We start from the raw sequence: 16656 nt of genomic DNA on the forward strand, positions 1-16656 counted from the left end.
TGCGTGATATAATCCGGGGGCAGGAATCACCACTTTTTGCCGTTCGCCATCCGTTCGCGCCTAGCGTACGTAAAACTCACTTTCGTGTAGTGACCCCTGGATGATTGGTCTTGCCGGTCAGCGACCAGCCAAATTGCAGAATTCGCCAGTTTGACCCCTTGGGCGGCACCCAATCGAGGCTGCCGTCAGGCCTCATCCGGTCGCTTAGGTCAAGGACGCTTTTTGCCTCCGCAGTAGGGGCGTTTACAGCCGACTGCGTGGTCCCAACGTTCGCAATTGCGTGATAGTCCAGAACGGTTTCGTATCCGGCCTTTTCCTCCACGCGATCCACACGCGCATCGGCGAATAGCTGGAAATCGGCAAGACGCACGGATGTCAGCGGGCCGGTGTCGAAGAAGTTGATCGTTATTGCCCCCGGTGCTGCGTTTAGCAGGTCCAGATTGCCTTCATTCCCACTGCGCCCGAACGAGAGGCGGAACTCCTGCCCGGTCGCGGCAGGAAAAGTGCGTGTTGTGGGAACACTGGTGAGCGGAATGTCAATGATTGGACGCCAGCGCTCACCTTCCCGAACCTCCAACGTACCCTTGACCAACACGCCGCGGAAATGCCTCCAGCGCCACCAGTGACCAAAGCAATCTTGCCAACCAATGGCTTGGGAGCGGGCATTCGCTGTAGCTTCGCCTCTTCGAGCAGCCAGTATTCGATGTCGAACGCCTCCTGCTCATCCAGCGCGATGTAAGCGCCGATGGCCTCTGCCCCGCGCATCACGTTGATGGCATTGCCATAGAACTCTCCGGCAAGGCGCGCGGTGGTCTTGTCGGTGGCAAAGGTGATGCGGCCGACGCCGGGGACCAGCACGACTACGGGATTGGAATCGCGCATTGCCGGGCTGTTCGCGCGCTTGCAACGTTCATAGTAGGCGGTATAGAAATCGCGGTAAGCGCTGATCTTCTGCGCAAGGTATGCGTCATCCTGCAACCGTGCTGGATCGAGCGTGAGCGGCGCGATCTTGGTGCGCAGGAAGTGGTCCGGGCACGATGTTCCAAGCGCGGCAAGCCGTTCAAAGTCAACCGACCCGGTAAACTCAAGTGCCTCCGCGTCGTCCGAGAAGTGGCCGAGCTTGGCCCGCGCACCAGTCATGAAGCCGCGCAGCCGGGGCATGAGGTCTGCGGCGATGGCGGCGCGATCTGGATTGGGCGCAACCTTCTGCCCGCCAAAGGCAGACTTGCCCGCCAGCTTCGCATTCAGATAGTTCGCGGCGTCGGCAATGAGTTCGACGGTGTGTTCGTAGCAGGCCTTGGCCGTGTCAGCCCAGCAGATGATCCCATGTCCTGCCAGCATGACGCCTTGGACCTGCGGGTTTGCCATAACGTAATCACGCAGCATCACGCCCAGCGTATAGCCGGGGCGCTTCCAGGGCAGCCAACCAATCTTGCCGCCCCAGATCTCTTGCGTAGCCGCTTCACCACCCGATGACGCCGCCAGCGCGATGATCGCATCTGGGTGGACGTGATCGACATGGGCAAACGGCAGCAACGAATGCAGCGGCGTATCGATGCTCGCCGCGCGGCCATTCAGGTTGAAGGTGCAATGCGGCAGGAAGCCGACCATCTTGTCGTCGTCATCCGGCCCGGCATAGTGCGCTTCAAGGCCCAGCAACTTGGCCTGATAGAGCGTGGAAAAGCCGTCGAGCTTCATTGATCCAATATCGCCGCCCGAACCTTTGACCCACAGCACTTGCTGCTTGTCACCGGTCAGCGGATCTATTTCCTCCAGCTTGGCCGAAGTGTTTCCGCCGCCAAAATTGGTGACGGTAAGGTCCGATCCCAGCAGGTTCGAGCGATAGAGCAAGAGTTCAGCCGGGCTGAGTGTTGCAGCCACGGAATCATTCCAACGGCTGGTTGGTACGGCGAAGGGAATAGCGGCAGCCGCAAGGGAAGTCTGGGCGTTCATGGCATCCTGCAAACAAATTGCGCAGCTTTGCGCTACGCAACCTCGCTCTAGCAGTTCGCGCACAAACGATCAATAATGATTGATAATGATCACTTATGCCGTGCAGGTATGAAAATGGCCTCGCTCTCCCGGTGGAAAGCGAGGCCTTGCAAGCGTTCAGTTGCTGAACTCAGCGTGCCGATTGCGCAAGAAAAGCAATCAAATCAGCTCGATCCTGCGCGTTGGTCATCGGCGGAAAAGCCATACGGTTTCCCGGCACCATCGTTGCTGGCGCTGCCAGAAACTGATCCAATGAACTGGCATCCCAGACGATGGCCTTGCTTTTCAACGCCGGAGAATAATTGAAGCTCGGCATCGTACCTGAAGTCCGCCCCATCACGCCCTTCAGCGAAGGCCCAAGCCGTGTCGCGCCCGTGTTGAGATCGTGGCAGGCTGCGCAACGTGCATATACGGACTTGCCGCGCGCCGCATCGCCGCCGCTGGACTGCGCAGAGGCGCTTCCGGCTAAGGCAATGCCTGCCACTGCAAGACTTGCCGCACATGCAAGGGCGATACGCTTCATCGGGGGTGCTCCTTTGATCATGCCGTCACAATGCCTGACAGCGCATGTCCGATCCCTGAACGGACATGCGAACGCGCGCGATCAATCCTTGGCCGGGGCTGATAGATAGAGCTTCATGAGTATCCGAAAAAGTTCGGCTTTCTCGCGGGTGGTCAGCACGGAAGTCAGTTCTTCCTCATGCTCGGCAATCAGCACCCTGGCCTTTTCCAGAACCTCGCGCCCTGCATCCGTCAGCCACAGTCCCCCGGCACGCCGATCAAGCTTTGATGGCTCGTTGACGATGAATTCGTTCTTGAGCAATTGCCGCACGAACTGATGAACCGTCGGCCGCTCAATCTGGAAAAACTTTGAAAGATCAGTCTGCTTTACGCCCGGATTGGCATTGATCAGCCACATGATCGCCACCTGCTTTGGCGTTACGCTGAGCGGATCGAGGCGCTTTTCGGTACGCGTTACAAACAGGGTGTTTACCGTGCCGATATGCAGCCCGAGCACTGAATCCAGACCATCAAGGTCAAGCTCGGGGACGGCAGCCTGCCTGGTCATTTCTGCCGTTACCAAAGGGGACGTCCTTCCATTCAAAAATCGTGCTGTAGCGCAAAATCAGCGGCCGGCGGGACAGCCTGATCGCCATCGTTCCATTTTTCATTAGTGAAACAAACGGATTTCTGCAAATCCTGCCGCACTGCAAAATGAACCGCTTTGCGGCGGGCTGGACAGGAGAGATCAACGTGCCGACCAAGATGCTGAGCGCAAGTATCGCGCTTGCAATTGCAGCCACTCCCGCGCTTGCACAAAATGGCCCTGCGGCCCCTGCACCAACCCTGACGTTCGCCTTTTCGGTCCGCGCAACGCTCGATCCCGTGGTGGAACAAGGCGAAGTGGACAATGGTCGCCGCCGGTTTATCCCGATCACCGGGGGCACCGTCAGTGGTCCGGCGCTGACCGGCACCGTCTTGGCTGAGGGTGGCGACTGGCAGGTCATCATGCCGGGTGGCCTCACCAGCATCGAGGCGCGTTATTTCATCAAGGCGGCGGACGGCACAGTAATCGAAGTGACCAATCCCGGCGTGCGCACCGCCAGCCCCGAAGTGATCGACAAACTGGCCAAGGGTGAGCCGGTCGATCCCTCGTCCTACTATTTCCGCACCACCCCTCGATTCATGGTCAAGGATGGCGCTTACAGTTGGATGCGCCGCAAAGTGTTCGTCGCACGTGGTATCCGCAAGCCTGACAGTGTGGTGATCGACTTCTACACTGTAGAGTGAGCGTCAGGCCTCAACCGGCGCTGTGGTCATGCCCAGCGCCGGAATGCCGACCGAGCGCCTGCCACCATAGTCCGTACGCACCACGATCAGATTGCTCTTCTCAAGGTGTTCGAGCAGGCGGCGGATGCGGCCTGATGAGCGCGTGCCATAGATTTCGGCCAGACGTTCGTCATCGGGGCACGGCGCACCATCCACGGCCGCGCGGGCGAGCGTGAGGAACGGCGCGAGAAGATCGTCGGGCACGTCTTTGCCTATGCGCAGCAGATCCTGCCATTCAGGCGCTTTGTCATCGGCGATTCCCGCAACGGCCATTGCAAAGCGGCGCCGGAAGGCTGTGAGGTCCATCCCCGGCAGTATCCGCATCATACGGCAGCGCACCGTGAAATCCTGATAGAGCTGAGCTGCGGGCTGAAATGTGCAATCCGGCTCCAAAGCCATTTCGGCAAGGATCGAGGAAATACTGGCGGCGGTTTCCTCAGCCTCAAACAGACTGGGCGCAACGGGCGGCTCCACCTGTTCAGCAGCAGGAACGTATCCTTCGATCTGACCGAGCAATTCCTCGCTCTCGACCGGCACCGCTTCCGTTTCCGGTGGCCGCGGGATCGGTTCCATCGCCAGCGGTTCGGACAGCAAAAGCGATTCCATCTCTGCCCCGCCCGCATTGGGCAGCGGCATCAACCCTTGCACCACATTGCGCGCGCTGGTCTGCACATTGGCAATCCGCACGCCCACCGGGCGCCTTGCAATAGCCGGGCCAAGGCCAAGGAAGTGCCCGCGCTCAAGATCACGGATGGCTTCGGCCTGCTTGCGCTCCATACCCAACAAATCCGCAGCGCGGGCCATATCGATATCGAGGAAGGTGCGCCCCATCAGGAAGTTAGATGCTTCTGCCGCCACGTTCTTGGCCAGTTTGGCCAGCCGCTGCGTGGCAATCACGCCTGCCAGCCCACGCTTTCGCCCACGGCACATCAGGTTGGTCATGGCCGAAAGGCTCAGGCGGCGCACTTCGTCGGACACATCGCCCGCAGCGGCGGGAGCGAACATCTGCGCTTCATCGACCACCACCAGCGCCGGATACCACTCCTCGCGCGGGGCATCGAACAAGGTGTTGAGGAACACCGCCGCACAGCGCATCTGCGCTTCGAGTTCCAGTCCATCGAGCGTCAGGATCACCGAGGCGCGGTGCTTGCGGATGCGTGCCGCCAACTTGGCGATTTCCGGGCCATCGTAGGCCGAACCATCAACCACCACATGCCCGAACACATCGGCCAGCGTAACGAAGTCGCCCTCAGGGTCGATCACCACCTGCTGGACGATGCTGGCGCTTTCCTCCAGCAACCGGCGCAACAGGTGCGACTTGCCCGACCCGCTGTTACCCTGCACGAGCAGGCGGGTGGCAAGCAGTTCCTCGACGTCGATCCTGACAGGGGCGCCGGACCGGTCGGCACCGATGACGATTGTTGCGCTCACGCCGGTGTCTGTGGCGAACGCAAACAGAGTCGGCAAGGCCGGGGCAAGCCGATTTCCCCGGCCTTATGGAAATCAGGGCAATCTGGTTTACGGCAGAACGATGCCGTCACCGCGCTTGTAAAGTGGATTGGCGCTGTCATCCGGGCGCCCTGGGTGCTGTTCTTCCACCGCTTTGGTCGAAGAAGGCAGTTCGAACGGCAGCTTACCCTGCGACTTTGCCTTACCTGTGACAAGGTCGAGCAGGACGGCGTCACTCGCACCGAACAAGCCATAGAGCGCCGTTGCCTTGTCTTTGAGCAGTGTCAGCACCGCAGGGCGATCCAGATCGACAGCAACGACGGTCGGCACCTTTGCCGCGGCAGCCATGACAGCCTTGGTCGCCTCATCCTCAGCACGGAAATCAAGACGGCCTTCGTGCTGGCGCGAGCCAAAGAAGTGATGCGGGTGAAGCATCTCATGCGGCGTTGCCACGCGAACGATAGCGACATCAGCCAGTTCCGGGCTATCGACCAAGATCAACCCTGCCGCCTTTGCAGCATCGGCAGAAACCCCCGATAGCCAGACTTTTTTGCCCGCGCTCAGCGGCACAAGACCGTCCTTGTTCTCCAAAAGCACCTGCGCTGCGCGCTGTGCCGTATCGGCCTCGGCCTGAGTGGCGGCGCTGCCGACTACACGGGCCGCTTCATCTTCATCGACGTAAGGATTGTCAAACAGCCCCAGATCAAACTTCAGACGCAATACGCGCCGCGCGGCCTCGTTCACGCGCGCGAGCGGCACCTTCCCGGCCTTTACGGCGGCGAGCAGTGGCGCAGGATTGTCAACGCCGCCGAACTGGTCGATCCCGGCATTGGCACCCATTGCATAGCGATCTTCTTCGGCAAGGTCTTCCACACCCCAGGGCATCGCGATGGCATAGCCCTGCGGTTTTTCGGCTGTGGGCGCCATGCACTGTTCCGGGCAGGTGTTGGTAATTGCCCAGTCGGAAATCACGATGCCGCCGAATTTCTTGGTGCCCCGCAGCAGGCCTTCGATCATCGGCTTGCTAAAACCAGCGCCGACTTGCGGCACGGGCTTACCGTCAATCGTTACACCCTCGGCAATAACGTAGGTAGGCATCACACCAGCGGACTTTGCCGCCAGCGCGCCATCAAACGCAGCCACATGTTGCGCGAAGCTCTCGTTGTCGAGCTTTGCGATCCGGCCATAATAATTGTGCCCATCGAAGCCTTCAGGCTCTGCGCCATAGCCGACCCAGTGCTTGACCACGGTTGCCACGCCAGACTTGACCAGACCGTCGGCGCTGCCCTGAAAACCGCGCACATAGGCACCAGCAAGGCGCGAAACGGTGGCAGGATCAGCACCAAACGTTGCCACCCCGCGTGGCCAGCGCGGTTCGGTGAATAGGTCTGCCTGCGGGCTGAGAGCCATCTGGATGCCAACTGCGCGGTATTCCGCTGCCACCAACTTGCCGAAGCGTTCAACCAGCGCCTCGTCACCAATCGCCGCCATGCCCAGCGTTTCGGGCCATTGCGAGAAGCCGCCCGTCTCGGAACTTGCCCCGGCCGTTACGGCGAAGTGGTTTCGCGGGTCGGTGGAAATCGTCGCCGGGATGCCAAGCCGCGTTGCCTCGGCCAGCTTCTGGATCGCGTTGTTCTCTTGCGCGAATGTGCGTGGATCAGGGCCGAGGCGGGTGATGAAGCTGTTGACGCCGCGCGACAGCAGTTCCTGCGCAGAAGCCTTGTCATAGGCTTTTCCCGCGCCAATACCGCGCCCACCCTCGGCCTGAAGCGTGCCGTGGAGCATCAGCGCGACCTTTTCCTCAAGCGTCATTCGACGGATCAGGTCGTCCAGCCGCCTGTCCACGGCGAGGTCGGGATTCTCATACCCATCGCGCTTGCCGTTGTGGTTGAGGTCGCGGAACGGTGCTTTGGCCGATGCAGGCATGGTGGCAGCAACCATGCCGGAAACCGCGGCAAGCAGCGTTGCGCCACGAAGGGCAAAGCGGATGGACGGAACCATTGTTTATCTCTCCCATTGCGACTGACAGCGCAAGACATGGCAAAGCTAAACGTGCGCATTGCCAATGGCAACCGCGAATACAAATGCAGCGACCCAATGCAAAGCGGCGACAAGACCGAAGCCTTGCCGCCGCTCGTGCGACCCGAAGAGCCGGGGGGCAGCTCCTGCGGGGAAACTCAACTGTGCCGGATCAGATGATCAAACGCTGAAAGCGCCGCTTTGGATCCCTCGCCCATCGCAATTATGATCTGCTTGTATGGCACCGTCGTCACATCGCCTGCCCCGAACACACCAGGAATGCTAGTCGCGCCACGTGCATCGACCTCGATCTCACCACGCGCAGAAAGCTCGATGGCGCCTTTCAACCATTCGGTGTTCGGCACCAGACCGATCTGCACGAAGATGCCTTCCAGTTCGACGGTGTGAAGCTCGTCGGTACTGCGATCCTTGTAGACCAGCGCTGTAACCTTCGCCCCATCACCCAGCACTTCGGTGGTCAGCGCCGACGTCACGATTGTAACGTTGGGCAAAGACCGCAGCTTGTCCTGCAACACCGCGTCAGCGCGCAACTGGCTGTCGAACTCAATGAGCGTGACGTGCGCAACGATCCCTGCAAGGTCGATTGCCGCTTCGACGCCCGAATTGCCGCCGCCGATAACGGCCGTGCGCTTGCCTTTGAAAAGCGGACCGTCGCAGTGCGGGCAATAGGCCACGCCTTTGTTGCGGTACTCTGCCTCGCCAGGCACGCCCATCTGCCGCCACCGCGCGCCGGTGGAAAGGATCAGCGTCTTGGTCTTGAGGCTGGCGCCGTTCTCCAGCTTGATCTCATGGAGGCCGTCCTCACTCGCCGGAATTAGCGCCACCGCCTTCTGCAGGTTCATCACGTCGACATCGTATTCCTTGACGTGATTTTCCAACTGTGCAGCCAGCTTCGGCCCTTCGGTGTGCTGCACCGAGATGAAGTTTTCGATGCCCATGGTATCGAGCACCTGCCCACCGAAGCGTTCAGCCACCACGCCGGTGCGGATGCCCTTGCGCGCGGCATAGATTGCAGCGGCAGCACCGGCAGGACCACCGCCGACGACCAGAACATCGAATGCATCCTTGCCTGCGATCTTTTCAGCCGCCCGCGCCGATGCATTCGTATCGAGCTTGGCCACAATCTGCGACAGGTCCATGCGGCCCGAACCGAAAGGCTGGCCGTTGAGGAACACGGTCGGCACGGCCATGATCTGGCGGCGTTCCACCTCATCCTTGAACAGCGCGCCATCGATGGCAACGTGGGTGATGTTGGGGTTCAGCGCCGCCATGATATTCAGGGCCTGCACCACGTCAGGGCAGTTCTGGCAGGTGAGCGAGAAGAACGTCTCGAAATGCAGCGGGCCTTCCAGACCGCGCACCAGATCAAGCAGTTCGGCATCTTCCTTGGGAGGGTGACCGCCAACATGCAGCAGCGCGAGAATCAGTGACGTGAATTCGTGGCCCATCGGCATACCGGCAAACACCGCTTGTGCCCGCCCTTCATCGGCACGGATCGCAAAACTGGGCGTGCGCTCATCAGCCCCGTCAAAGCGGGCTGTCACCTTGTCCGATTGGGCCGCGATTTCCTCAAGAAGCCCTCGCATCTCGGCCGACTTGGGGCCGTCATCCAGCGTCGCGACCAGTTCGATCGGGCGGCGCAGATTGCCGAGGTAGGCCTTCAACTGGGCGGTGGCAGTGGCATCAAGAACGGGCATGGTACAAACCTTTCGGACAGACGGAGCCGCGCGTCACCGTCTGGTCGGCGCACGGGGGATCTACAAACAGTATGTGATCGGGTGTCGTGGAACCGGCGGGCCGCCCATGATTGGCACGGCCCGTCCGGCGATTATGGCAGGAAGATCAACCCCACGCGGCGAACTTCCTGCCGGGGTAGATCAGATCTTGCCGACGAGGTCGAACGAAGGCGCCAGCGTTTCGCCGCCTTCTTCCCACTTGGCAGGGCAAACCTGACCGGGATTCTCGCGCCAGTACTTGGCAGCCTTGATCTTGCGCAGCAGCTCAGCAGCGTTGCGACCCACGCCCTCTGGCGTGATTTCGACCAGCTGGATCGTGCCATCGGGATCGGTCACGAAGGTGCCACGGTCAGCAAGGCCAACGCCTTCGCGCAGGATGCCGAAGTTGTTCGAGATCGTGTGGTTCTGGTCGCCCAGCATGTAGTAGTTGATCTTGCCGACTTCGACGCCGAGGCCCTGAAGCTCTTCATAGATGTTGGCGAGGTCTTCCAGTTCGGTCGGGCAGACGAACGTGAAGTCGGCAGGGTAGAAGAAGAACACACCCCACTTGCCGATGACGTCCGCATCGCTGACGTCCACGAACTTGCCCTGATGATAGGCGGTTGCCTGGAACGGCAGCAGCTTGGTTCCGACGATCGACATAGACTCAAATCCTTCTGTGGTTGGATGGGTGAAGCGGGTTACGAATGCCGAGGTAGTGCATGAATCACCGTTTTTCCAATGAGCAATTCCGCCCTGTTTGATTGATTGCGTCGATCAATAGAATGGATTGTGGCATGAAATCAGCAAATCGCTGATCAACCTGATCTTTTAAGCATACCTATGTGCAACAGTCCGCAAGGCCCTGAACGCAAGGGTTACCGTGGTGTTGCGCGTGCCAGATGCAATTTTTGCAAAACGCACCGCATTTTCCGCACTTGAAATTCCCATCGCACTGAACCAAGTGGCAAATCGCAACGGAACGATTTCGTTCAATTCTTTCCGAATGGACCCACGATGGCTGCCTCAATCGAAACTGCCCCCAACGATTCGTCTCTTCCGCAAAAGAACGAAGGACGCCGAAAGACCGTTGGCCGGATTGCATTGGTCGGGCTGGGCGCCGGTGCCCTGTACGGCGCGTGGGCGCTTTATGACTACCAGACCGTCGGCAAATATATGCAGGACACCAATGACGCCTATGTGAAAGCGGATGGGGTTACGATCAGTTCGAAGCTGGCCGGCTACGTCCGCAACGTTGCCGTGCAAGAAAACCAGACCGTCGCCAACAGCAGCCTGCTCGTCCAGATCGACCCAACCGATTACGACACCCGCCTTGCACAGAGCGCCGCACAAGTAGACGTCGCGCGCGCAACGGAAGCCGCCGCCCGCGCCGCTATTGCCGAGGCCCGTTCGGCCACTGGCCAGGCCCGTGCCGCGCTTGACGCGTCGCAGCGTGAACTTGCTTATCTGAATGACGAAGTTGCCCGTATGCGTCCGCTTGTCACCTCTGGCGCAGAGCCGAAGCAGGCATTCGACCAACTCATCGCCAACCGCGACAAGGCCGCGTCCGATGTTTCGGCAAAGCGCGCCGCGCTGGCTGCCGCCAACGATCGGATCGCCAGCGCACAGGCGCAGGCTGGCCAGTCCGCCGCGCAGATCACGGCGGCGCAGGCCCAGCGCAAAGCTGCCAGTGTCGATCTGGACACTACGCGCATCACGGCACCGATCGGCGGGAAGATCGGCAATTCCACCGTCCGCGTCGGCCAGTTCGTGCAGCCCGGCCAGCGCCTGATGACAATTGTCCCGACCGAGGCGATCTATGTCGAGGCGAATTTCAAGGAAACCCAGATAGGCCTGATGCGCGCTGGGCAACCGGTCACGGTCCATGTCGACGCCCTGCCCGATGTGGATTTCCACGGCACGGTAGAGAGCATCACTCCCGGCACCGGTGCCAACTTCTCGCTGATTCCGCCACAGAACGCGACCGGCAACTTCACCAAGATCGTCCAGCGCGTGCCGGTGCGCATCCGCATCAACGCTGGGCCTGAATCGCGCAAGGTGCTCGTCCCCGGTCTGTCGCTGACGGTCGAGGTTGATACCCGTGCGGCCAAGTCGTCGCTCGATGCGATCCGCAAGGAACAGGAACAGGTCGCGGCCAAGTGAGCAGCGCCGTTTCCCTTGACAGCGCGGCCACAGGTGGCCCGCCGCCCATTGCCGAAAAGGCCGATATCACGGCCTGGCTGGGCGTGGCCGCTGGCGCCATCGGCTCGCTCATGGCGACGCTCGACATCTCCATCGTCAACGCCTCGCTACCGACTATCCAGGGCGAAATCGGCGCATCGTCGAGCGAAGGCACATGGATCGCTACAGCCTATCTCGTTGCCGAAATCATCATCATCCCGCTCACCGGATGGCTTGAGCGGGTGTTCGGCCTGCGCCGTTTCCTGATGATCGCCACGGTCCTGTTCACCGCATTTTCCGTGATGTGCGGCCTGTCTACCTCACTGACCATGATGATCCTTGGCCGAGTGGGGCAAGGCTTCACGGCCGGCGCCATGATCCCGACCGCGCTGACCATCATCGCCACGCGCCTTCCCCCACAGCAGCAGCCCATCGGCACTGCGCTGTTCGGCCTGACCGTGATCATGGGGCCGGTACTCGGGCCGTTGGTCGGTGGTTGGCTTACCGAGAATTTCAGCTGGCACTACGCGTTCTTCGTGAACGTGCCGATCAGCATCATCCTGATGGTTCTGCTCTACGTCGGCCTGCCCAAAGGCAAGATGCAGCTTGGCGAATTGGTCAATGCTGACTGGCTGGGCGTGATCGGGATGGTGCTTGGCCTTGGCGGCATCACCATTGTTCTCGAAGAAGGGCACCGCGAACAGTGGTTTGAGTCTGCCTTGATCTGGCAGTTGAGCGCAGTCACCCTGCTCGGCTTCATCATGATCGCGGTTGGCCAGTTTTACGCCAAACGCCCGGTCATCAAGCTGTCGCTGCTGCGCAACCGCGCTTTTGCCGCAGTCTTTGCGCTGGCCTTCGTGCTTGGCGCAGTGATGTTTGGCACGGCTTATGTCATTCCCCAGTTCCTGGCAGCCATCGCCGATTATAATGCGCTCCAAGCGGGCAAGATCGTGTTTCTATCCGGCATCCCGGCGATGATGATGATGCCGCTTTTTCCGATCCTGATTGCACGCGTCGATCTTCGCCTCATCGTCGGCACAGGCGTCATTTTGCTCGCCATGTCCTGCTATCTTGATGTCGCGCTTACCGCGCAATCCAGAGGCGACGACTTTGTCGTCACCCAGTTGATGCGCGGGCTTGGCACTGTGTTCTGCATGATGTTCCTCAATCAGGCCGCGATCAGTTCGGTCTCACGCGCGGAAGCCGGCGATGCGGCCGGCCTGTTCAACGCCGCGCGCAACCTTGGCGGTTCCATCGGCCTTGCCGCCTTGGCAACCCTGCAGGACGAGCGGTGGGAGTTCCACCGCTGGACCATCCACAGCACGCTCGGCGCAAACGACGTGCGCGTGCAGGACTGGGTGAGCCAGCAGGCGATGAACTATGGCGGCGGCCCTGATGGCCTTGCTGCGGCCATGCGCTCGCTTGATGGCATGGTCATGCGTGATGCGCTGGTTATGGCCTTCAATGATGATTTTCTGGCGCTCACCATCGGCATTGTGCTGGTCGCGCCGCTTGTCCTGCTTCTTCGCCCGCTCCCCAAGGGCTATCACGCAAAGGCTGCACACTGATGCTCCGCTCATTCATTTTCCGCCGGGCAACCGGAGCTGCGCTGATTGCCAGCCTCCTGGCAGGCTGTGCCACCGTTGGCCCGAACTATGCTGGTGCTCCTCAGGCAGCCACGCAAGCCGAAACCCGCAACACGTTTGTTCGTGCAAATGGCGCCGCAGCCCAAACCACGCCTGCCCCACGCTGGTGGGAAAGCCTCGGCGATCCGGTACTTAACCAACTCGTTAATCAAGCCTTGGCCGATGCGCCCGGCATCGCGGCTGCCAACGCGCGCGTCGCACAATCTCGCGCCTCGCTCGCGGCAAGCCGGACAGCGGTACTTCCGACGATCAGCACTTCGTTTGCCGCGCCCTACATAAACGTCCCCGGCAATCTGGTTGGCGATGGCGGCGGGCGGGACGAAATCAACGCCTACAACCTCGGCTTCGACGCATCATGGGAAGTTGACCTGTTCGGCGGCACGCGCCGCAAGATCGAGGCAGCGACCGCCCGCGCAGAGGCCGCCGAGGCCAGCGCCGCCGATGCTCGCGTCACGCTCTCAGCCGAAATCGCCCGCGCCTATACCGGCCTGCGCGCGCGGCAGGCGATGATGGCACTGCAACAGCGCCAATTCGATATAGACAGCGAGCTTGTAACTCTTGCCCGCCAACGCTTTGCCGGAGGGACCATTGCGCGCCAACCGGTCAATGCTGCCGAAGCGCAAGCCTTCGCCAGCGAGGCCGATCTTGCACGCAGCGATGCAGAGATCGCCGTGCTGATGGACCAGATCGCCGTGCTCACCGGCAAGGAACCGGGCGCGCTCGACAGTTTGCTCGCCACACCTACTGCCGTGCCACTTCCTCCGGCACAGGTGGGTGTCGGTGATCCGGCGTTGCTACTGCGCAGCCGCCCGGACATTCGCATGGCCGAACGCCAACTGGCCGCTGCCAATGCCGATATCGGCGCGCGCATCGCCGACAAATTCCCGAAAATCTCGTTCCTCGGCCTGCTGGGCCTTGGTGGGCAGAATATCGGTGATGTGTTCGATCCGGCCAACATCGTCGGCATTGCCCTCCCTCAGATCAAATGGAGCCTGTTTGACGGTGGCCGGGCCGAACGTCAGGTCGAAGTCGCCCGCGGCGCTTATGCCGAAGCCGAAGCAAATTACCGCAACACCGTGCTGCGTGCGTTGCAAGATGCAGAAGGTTCGCTCGCCCGCTTCGGCGGACAGCGCGTAGCCTACGGTAAGGCCCTCGACGCCGAAGCCCGCGCGCGCCGAAATGTCGATTTGCAGCAACAGCGCCTTGCCGCAGGCAGCATTGCCCGGCCCGACCAGCTTGATGCGGAACGTCAGGCTTTGCAACTGGCGATGGCCGCTGCATCAGCTCGGGCAGACTTGACCACCGGGTTTATATCGGTCGAAAAGGCGCTTGGCCTCGGCTGGCAAACGGCGGATGCAGAAAAATGAGACGGTTTCGCCCATTTTATAGCATATTGACTCTACCCGTGGCTGAGGCACTCTCTTCCCATAACAACTCGTTTGAACGAGGGATTGGGAAAGATGCGCTGGATTACGGATGCGGGGCTGCGCTTCTGGCAGGCCTATCGCGAAGGTTTGGAAATGTCGTGCCCGGTTCACAACCGCATGGCCGACGCACTTGCAGAGCGTTTGTGCGAGCGAGATCGCAACCATGACGCTGCCATGTCACACACCGGGCCTGACCGCTCAACACTGCACTGATACCGCACCTGACACCGCTCACGCGGCAAGTGATGGCTCGGCCATAGCCGATACGTCTTCAGCAGGTGCCTCCGGGGCGACCACGATCAGCCGGCGTGGTCGCCCTTCGCTTGAAGAAGCCCAGCGCCTGCCTGCCCGCATTCTCGAAGCCGGTTGGGAAACCTTGCGCGAACACGGCTTTGAAGCTTTTACTTTCGATCGTGTCGCCCGCCATGCCCACATCGGCAAGGCAACGATCTACACAAGGTTTCCCAGCAAGCGCGATTTCCTCGAGGCGCTGCTCGCACTCAAGACCACCGAACGCAGACTCCAATTCATGTCGATTGGCGCCGGTCTTCCCGCCAAAGAAGCGTTTTGCCTGCGGGCCGCTGAAATTATGGAAGCACTGCAATCACCTGATGGGTTGATGATGGAACGGCTGGTGGACTGGTGCGATCAGGAGTTCGGTGAAAGTCCCTACGGGTATCGTTATGCAATGTACGCCGACGCCATCGAGAATGTAGCTGCAGAACTGACCCAGATCGCAAACGAGCAGAAAATGAGGCTCGCCAATCCACAAATCGCTGCACGATTTTGGATTGAAGGCATTCTGGGCCATGTCAGGATGGCCGGCGCGGCGCCACCCCCGTCGCGTGATGAAACTGAACGTTGGGCAAGCGCCTACTCGGACTTTTTCTTCGCAGGCCTGCGCAACGCCAGCAGCCTCACCCGCCCTGACGCGTCGCTCGAAAGCTGAAATCCACACCGACTGCATCTTTCAGCTGATCCGTGGCAGACCATTCCGCCTCCCCCACGCCAAATGACAATCGCTGCAAAGTGGCGCTGCCGTTAACGGTGGCGGTGTCACCATCAATCTTGAGGCTGAACCGAAGCACCACAGGCTTGCGCTGACCGTGCAGTGTCAGTGTACCATTGGCCACATAGCGCCCCTCGCCCGTCTCGCGGATCGATGTTGAAACGTACTGCGCCGATGGATTGCTGCCCACGCCAAAAAAGCTGTCGCTGCGCAGCATGTCGTCGCGCTGGCTGTCTCCGCTTTCAACCGAGGCAAGGTCTATGTTCGCCCGGATCGATGATCCGCCCAGATCTTCGGGATCGAACACGATCTTCGCGTCCCACCGCCCGAACGATCCCTTGATCGCCTCGCCACTGTATTCTGCCGTAAAGCCAAGCCGTCCGCCTTTGTCCAGCTTCCACGGTGTGGCCTTGGCAACCACCGCCGCTTCCGATGCTGCCTGCGAAGGCTCAACCACAACCTCGCTCGCGCTTGCGGCAGGTTGCGGCTCATCGATTACCTCAGCGGACGAGGCCTGCGCCGAGGTTGCAGCAGCAGGCGCCGAAAACACCAATCCCCTGCCCTCGCTCAGCGCCAGAAACCCTGCGGCAATCGCCACTGCTGCAGCAATGCCCATACCCGTCCGATTGCCAATGACCGCCGGCAGCATTCGGCCGATCACATCCTCACGCTTGAAGTGATGATACAACGCGCCCGCCACATGCAGCAGGACCAGCGCCAACGTCATCGGCCCCAGCAGTCCGTGCAACACCTCGGCTGGTTCATGCAGCGCCTGTCCCACCGGTAGATCGGGCCAGGGCACAACACCGAACAGCATGGTCTGCAACTTGACCTTGGCGGTCGACACGATCACCCATCCGGTAATCGGGCCGCCGATCATGATCGCATAGAGCAGCGCGTGAACCGCGCTCGCCAGAAGCATCTGCGGCTTGCCATCTGGCACCGGTGCCGGGCGTGGCTTGGCCAGACGCACACCCAAACGCAGCAGGCTCAGCAACAGGATCAGAATGCCCACAGACTTGTGGAACTGATACCCGGCAAACTGCGCAAAGCCCTTGGGCAAATGCTCCAGCCCCCCGCCAAGCCCCACCTGAAACAGCAACAGGAGCGCAATTATCCAGTGCAGTGCTATCGCTGCGGCGGAATAACGGGACGGCGAAATGGCGGTCATCGGCGGCCTTCTCGAAAATGGGCGGCAAAAATGCGCCGCCGTGACGAGTGGCATATCCGCATCGACAAACGCAAGGTACCATCCCTTCAATTGTCACAGGGTCGTGTCCCGGTACGTGGTGTAGGTTCTGCCGGTAGCGAAGCTGACCGGACACGCGCTAATCGATAAAGCGCTGTAGTGTCCGGTCAGTTTCGCG

General features: G+C 60.7%; 15 protein-coding genes. 6 read left to right on the forward strand and 9 right to left on the reverse strand.

Annotated elements, in window-relative coordinates; genetic code table 11:
* Positions 1 to 76 precede the first annotated feature (76 nt).
* The 4 genes from B7X90_RS16655 to B7X90_RS16670 all read right to left on the reverse strand — a co-directional run bounded on the left by B7X90_RS16655 (position 77) and on the right by B7X90_RS16670 (position 3061).
* Positions 77 to 544, reverse strand: coding sequence for a glycosyl hydrolase (locus B7X90_RS16655; RefSeq protein ID WP_292626359.1), 468 nt, complete (start codon positions 542 to 544; stop codon positions 77 to 79).
* Positions 427 to 1953, reverse strand: a complete 1527-nt coding sequence (locus B7X90_RS16660) for a bifunctional rhamnulose-1-phosphate aldolase/short-chain dehydrogenase (protein ID WP_292626325.1) — start codon at positions 1951 to 1953, stop codon at positions 427 to 429. Before B7X90_RS16660 ends, B7X90_RS16655 begins: the two co-directional genes overlap by 118 nt.
* Positions 1954 to 2122: 169 nt before the next feature.
* Positions 2123 to 2515 carry a c-type cytochrome gene (locus tag B7X90_RS16665; protein ID WP_292626328.1) on the reverse strand — a complete coding sequence of 131 codons (393 nt, stop codon included), beginning with the start codon at positions 2513 to 2515 and terminating at the stop codon, positions 2123 to 2125.
* Between the two features lie 81 nt (positions 2516 to 2596).
* On the reverse strand, positions 2597 to 3061 hold the full coding sequence (locus B7X90_RS16670; RefSeq protein ID WP_292626330.1) for a MarR family transcriptional regulator: 465 nt from the start codon (positions 3059 to 3061) through the stop codon (positions 2597 to 2599).
* Between the two features lie 146 nt (positions 3062 to 3207).
* Here B7X90_RS16670 and B7X90_RS16675 point away from each other — a divergent pair, with 146 nt between their 5' ends.
* Positions 3208 to 3783 carry a DUF3237 domain-containing protein gene (locus tag B7X90_RS16675; protein WP_292626333.1) on the forward strand — a complete coding sequence of 192 codons (576 nt, stop codon included), beginning with the start codon at positions 3208 to 3210 and terminating at the stop codon, positions 3781 to 3783.
* Between the two features lie 3 nt (positions 3784 to 3786).
* Here the strand turns inward: B7X90_RS16675 and B7X90_RS16680 are convergent, their stop codons facing one another.
* From B7X90_RS16680 to B7X90_RS16695, 4 genes are all read right to left on the reverse strand, one after another.
* Positions 3787 to 5253: an ATP-binding protein gene (locus B7X90_RS16680; RefSeq protein ID WP_292626336.1), complete on the reverse strand. Its 1467-nt coding sequence runs from the start codon at positions 5251 to 5253 to the stop codon at positions 3787 to 3789.
* Between the two features lie 87 nt (positions 5254 to 5340).
* Entirely contained in the window at positions 5341 to 7272 is a 1932-nt protein-coding gene (locus tag B7X90_RS16685) for a glycoside hydrolase family 3 N-terminal domain-containing protein (protein ID WP_292626339.1), read from the reverse strand.
* A gap of 176 nt (positions 7273 to 7448) precedes the next feature.
* Positions 7449 to 9008 (reverse strand): alkyl hydroperoxide reductase subunit F, encoded by a 1560-nt coding sequence (ahpF, locus tag B7X90_RS16690; RefSeq protein WP_292626342.1) that lies wholly within the window; start codon positions 9006 to 9008, stop codon positions 7449 to 7451.
* Positions 9009 to 9188: 180 nt separating this feature from the next.
* Entirely contained in the window at positions 9189 to 9689 is a 501-nt protein-coding gene (locus B7X90_RS16695) for a redoxin domain-containing protein (protein ID WP_292626344.1), read from the reverse strand.
* A 354-nt stretch (positions 9690 to 10043) separates the two neighbouring features.
* Here B7X90_RS16695 and B7X90_RS16700 point away from each other — a divergent pair, with 354 nt between their 5' ends.
* The 5 genes from B7X90_RS16700 (at position 10044) to B7X90_RS16720 (ending at position 15229) form a co-directional block, all read left to right on the forward strand.
* On the forward strand, positions 10044 to 11189 hold the full coding sequence (locus B7X90_RS16700; RefSeq protein ID WP_292626347.1) for an HlyD family secretion protein: 1146 nt from the start codon (positions 10044 to 10046) through the stop codon (positions 11187 to 11189).
* Complete coding sequence (locus B7X90_RS16705; RefSeq protein WP_292626349.1) at positions 11186 to 12775, forward strand: DHA2 family efflux MFS transporter permease subunit; 1590 nt, start codon at positions 11186 to 11188, stop codon at positions 12773 to 12775. Before B7X90_RS16700 ends, B7X90_RS16705 begins: the two co-directional genes overlap by 4 nt.
* Positions 12775 to 14220 (forward strand): efflux transporter outer membrane subunit, encoded by a 1446-nt coding sequence (locus B7X90_RS16710; protein WP_292626352.1) that lies wholly within the window; start codon positions 12775 to 12777, stop codon positions 14218 to 14220. Before B7X90_RS16705 ends, B7X90_RS16710 begins: the two co-directional genes overlap by 1 nt.
* Before the next feature lie 93 nt (positions 14221 to 14313).
* The gene (locus tag B7X90_RS16715; RefSeq protein WP_292626354.1) at positions 14314 to 14493 is read left to right on the forward strand and encodes a hypothetical protein; all 180 of its coding nucleotides are present in this window, start codon (positions 14314 to 14316) and stop codon (positions 14491 to 14493) included.
* Complete coding sequence (locus B7X90_RS16720; protein WP_292626356.1) at positions 14444 to 15229, forward strand: TetR/AcrR family transcriptional regulator; 786 nt, start codon at positions 14444 to 14446, stop codon at positions 15227 to 15229. Before B7X90_RS16715 ends, B7X90_RS16720 begins: the two co-directional genes overlap by 50 nt.
* Here the strand turns inward: B7X90_RS16720 and B7X90_RS16725 are convergent.
* A complete protein-coding gene (locus B7X90_RS16725; protein ID WP_292626358.1) occupies positions 15198 to 16460 on the reverse strand; it encodes a YceI family protein in 1263 nt (420 codons plus the stop codon). The genes B7X90_RS16720 and B7X90_RS16725 overlap by 32 nt on opposite strands.
* Between the last annotated feature and the right edge of the window lie 196 nt (positions 16461 to 16656).

It is taken from the genome of Novosphingobium sp. 17-62-19 (assembly GCF_002256775.1).
GTDB lineage: Bacteria > Pseudomonadota > Alphaproteobacteria > Sphingomonadales > Sphingomonadaceae > Novosphingobium.

Bases quoted from the DNA above. Each gene is read 5' to 3' on its own strand.
- B7X90_RS16660 (WP_292626325.1), bottom strand. From the start codon at position 1,953: ATGAACGCCCAGACTTCCCTTGCGGCTGCCGCTATTCCCTTCGCCGTA.
- B7X90_RS16665 (WP_292626328.1), bottom strand. From the start codon at position 2,515: ATGAAGCGTATCGCCCTTGCATGTGCGGCAAGTCTTGCAGTGGCAGGC.
- B7X90_RS16670 (WP_292626330.1), bottom strand. From the start codon at position 3,061: ATGACCAGGCAGGCTGCCGTCCCCGAGCTTGACCTTGATGGTCTGGAT.
- B7X90_RS16675 (WP_292626333.1), top strand. From the start codon at position 3,208: ATGAACCGCTTTGCGGCGGGCTGGACAGGAGAGATCAACGTGCCGACC.
- B7X90_RS16685 (WP_292626339.1), bottom strand. From the start codon at position 7,272: ATGGTTCCGTCCATCCGCTTTGCCCTTCGTGGCGCAACGCTGCTTGCC.
- ahpF (WP_292626342.1), bottom strand. From the start codon at position 9,008: ATGCCCGTTCTTGATGCCACTGCCACCGCCCAGTTGAAGGCCTACCTC.
- B7X90_RS16695 (WP_292626344.1), bottom strand. From the start codon at position 9,689: ATGTCGATCGTCGGAACCAAGCTGCTGCCGTTCCAGGCAACCGCCTAT.
- B7X90_RS16700 (WP_292626347.1), top strand. From the start codon at position 10,044: ATGGCTGCCTCAATCGAAACTGCCCCCAACGATTCGTCTCTTCCGCAA.
- B7X90_RS16710 (WP_292626352.1), top strand. From the start codon at position 12,775: ATGCTCCGCTCATTCATTTTCCGCCGGGCAACCGGAGCTGCGCTGATT.
- B7X90_RS16715 (WP_292626354.1), top strand. From the start codon at position 14,314: ATGCGCTGGATTACGGATGCGGGGCTGCGCTTCTGGCAGGCCTATCGC.
- B7X90_RS16720 (WP_292626356.1), top strand. From the start codon at position 14,444: ATGACGCTGCCATGTCACACACCGGGCCTGACCGCTCAACACTGCACT.
- B7X90_RS16725 (WP_292626358.1), bottom strand. From the start codon at position 16,460: ATGACCGCCATTTCGCCGTCCCGTTATTCCGCCGCAGCGATAGCACTG.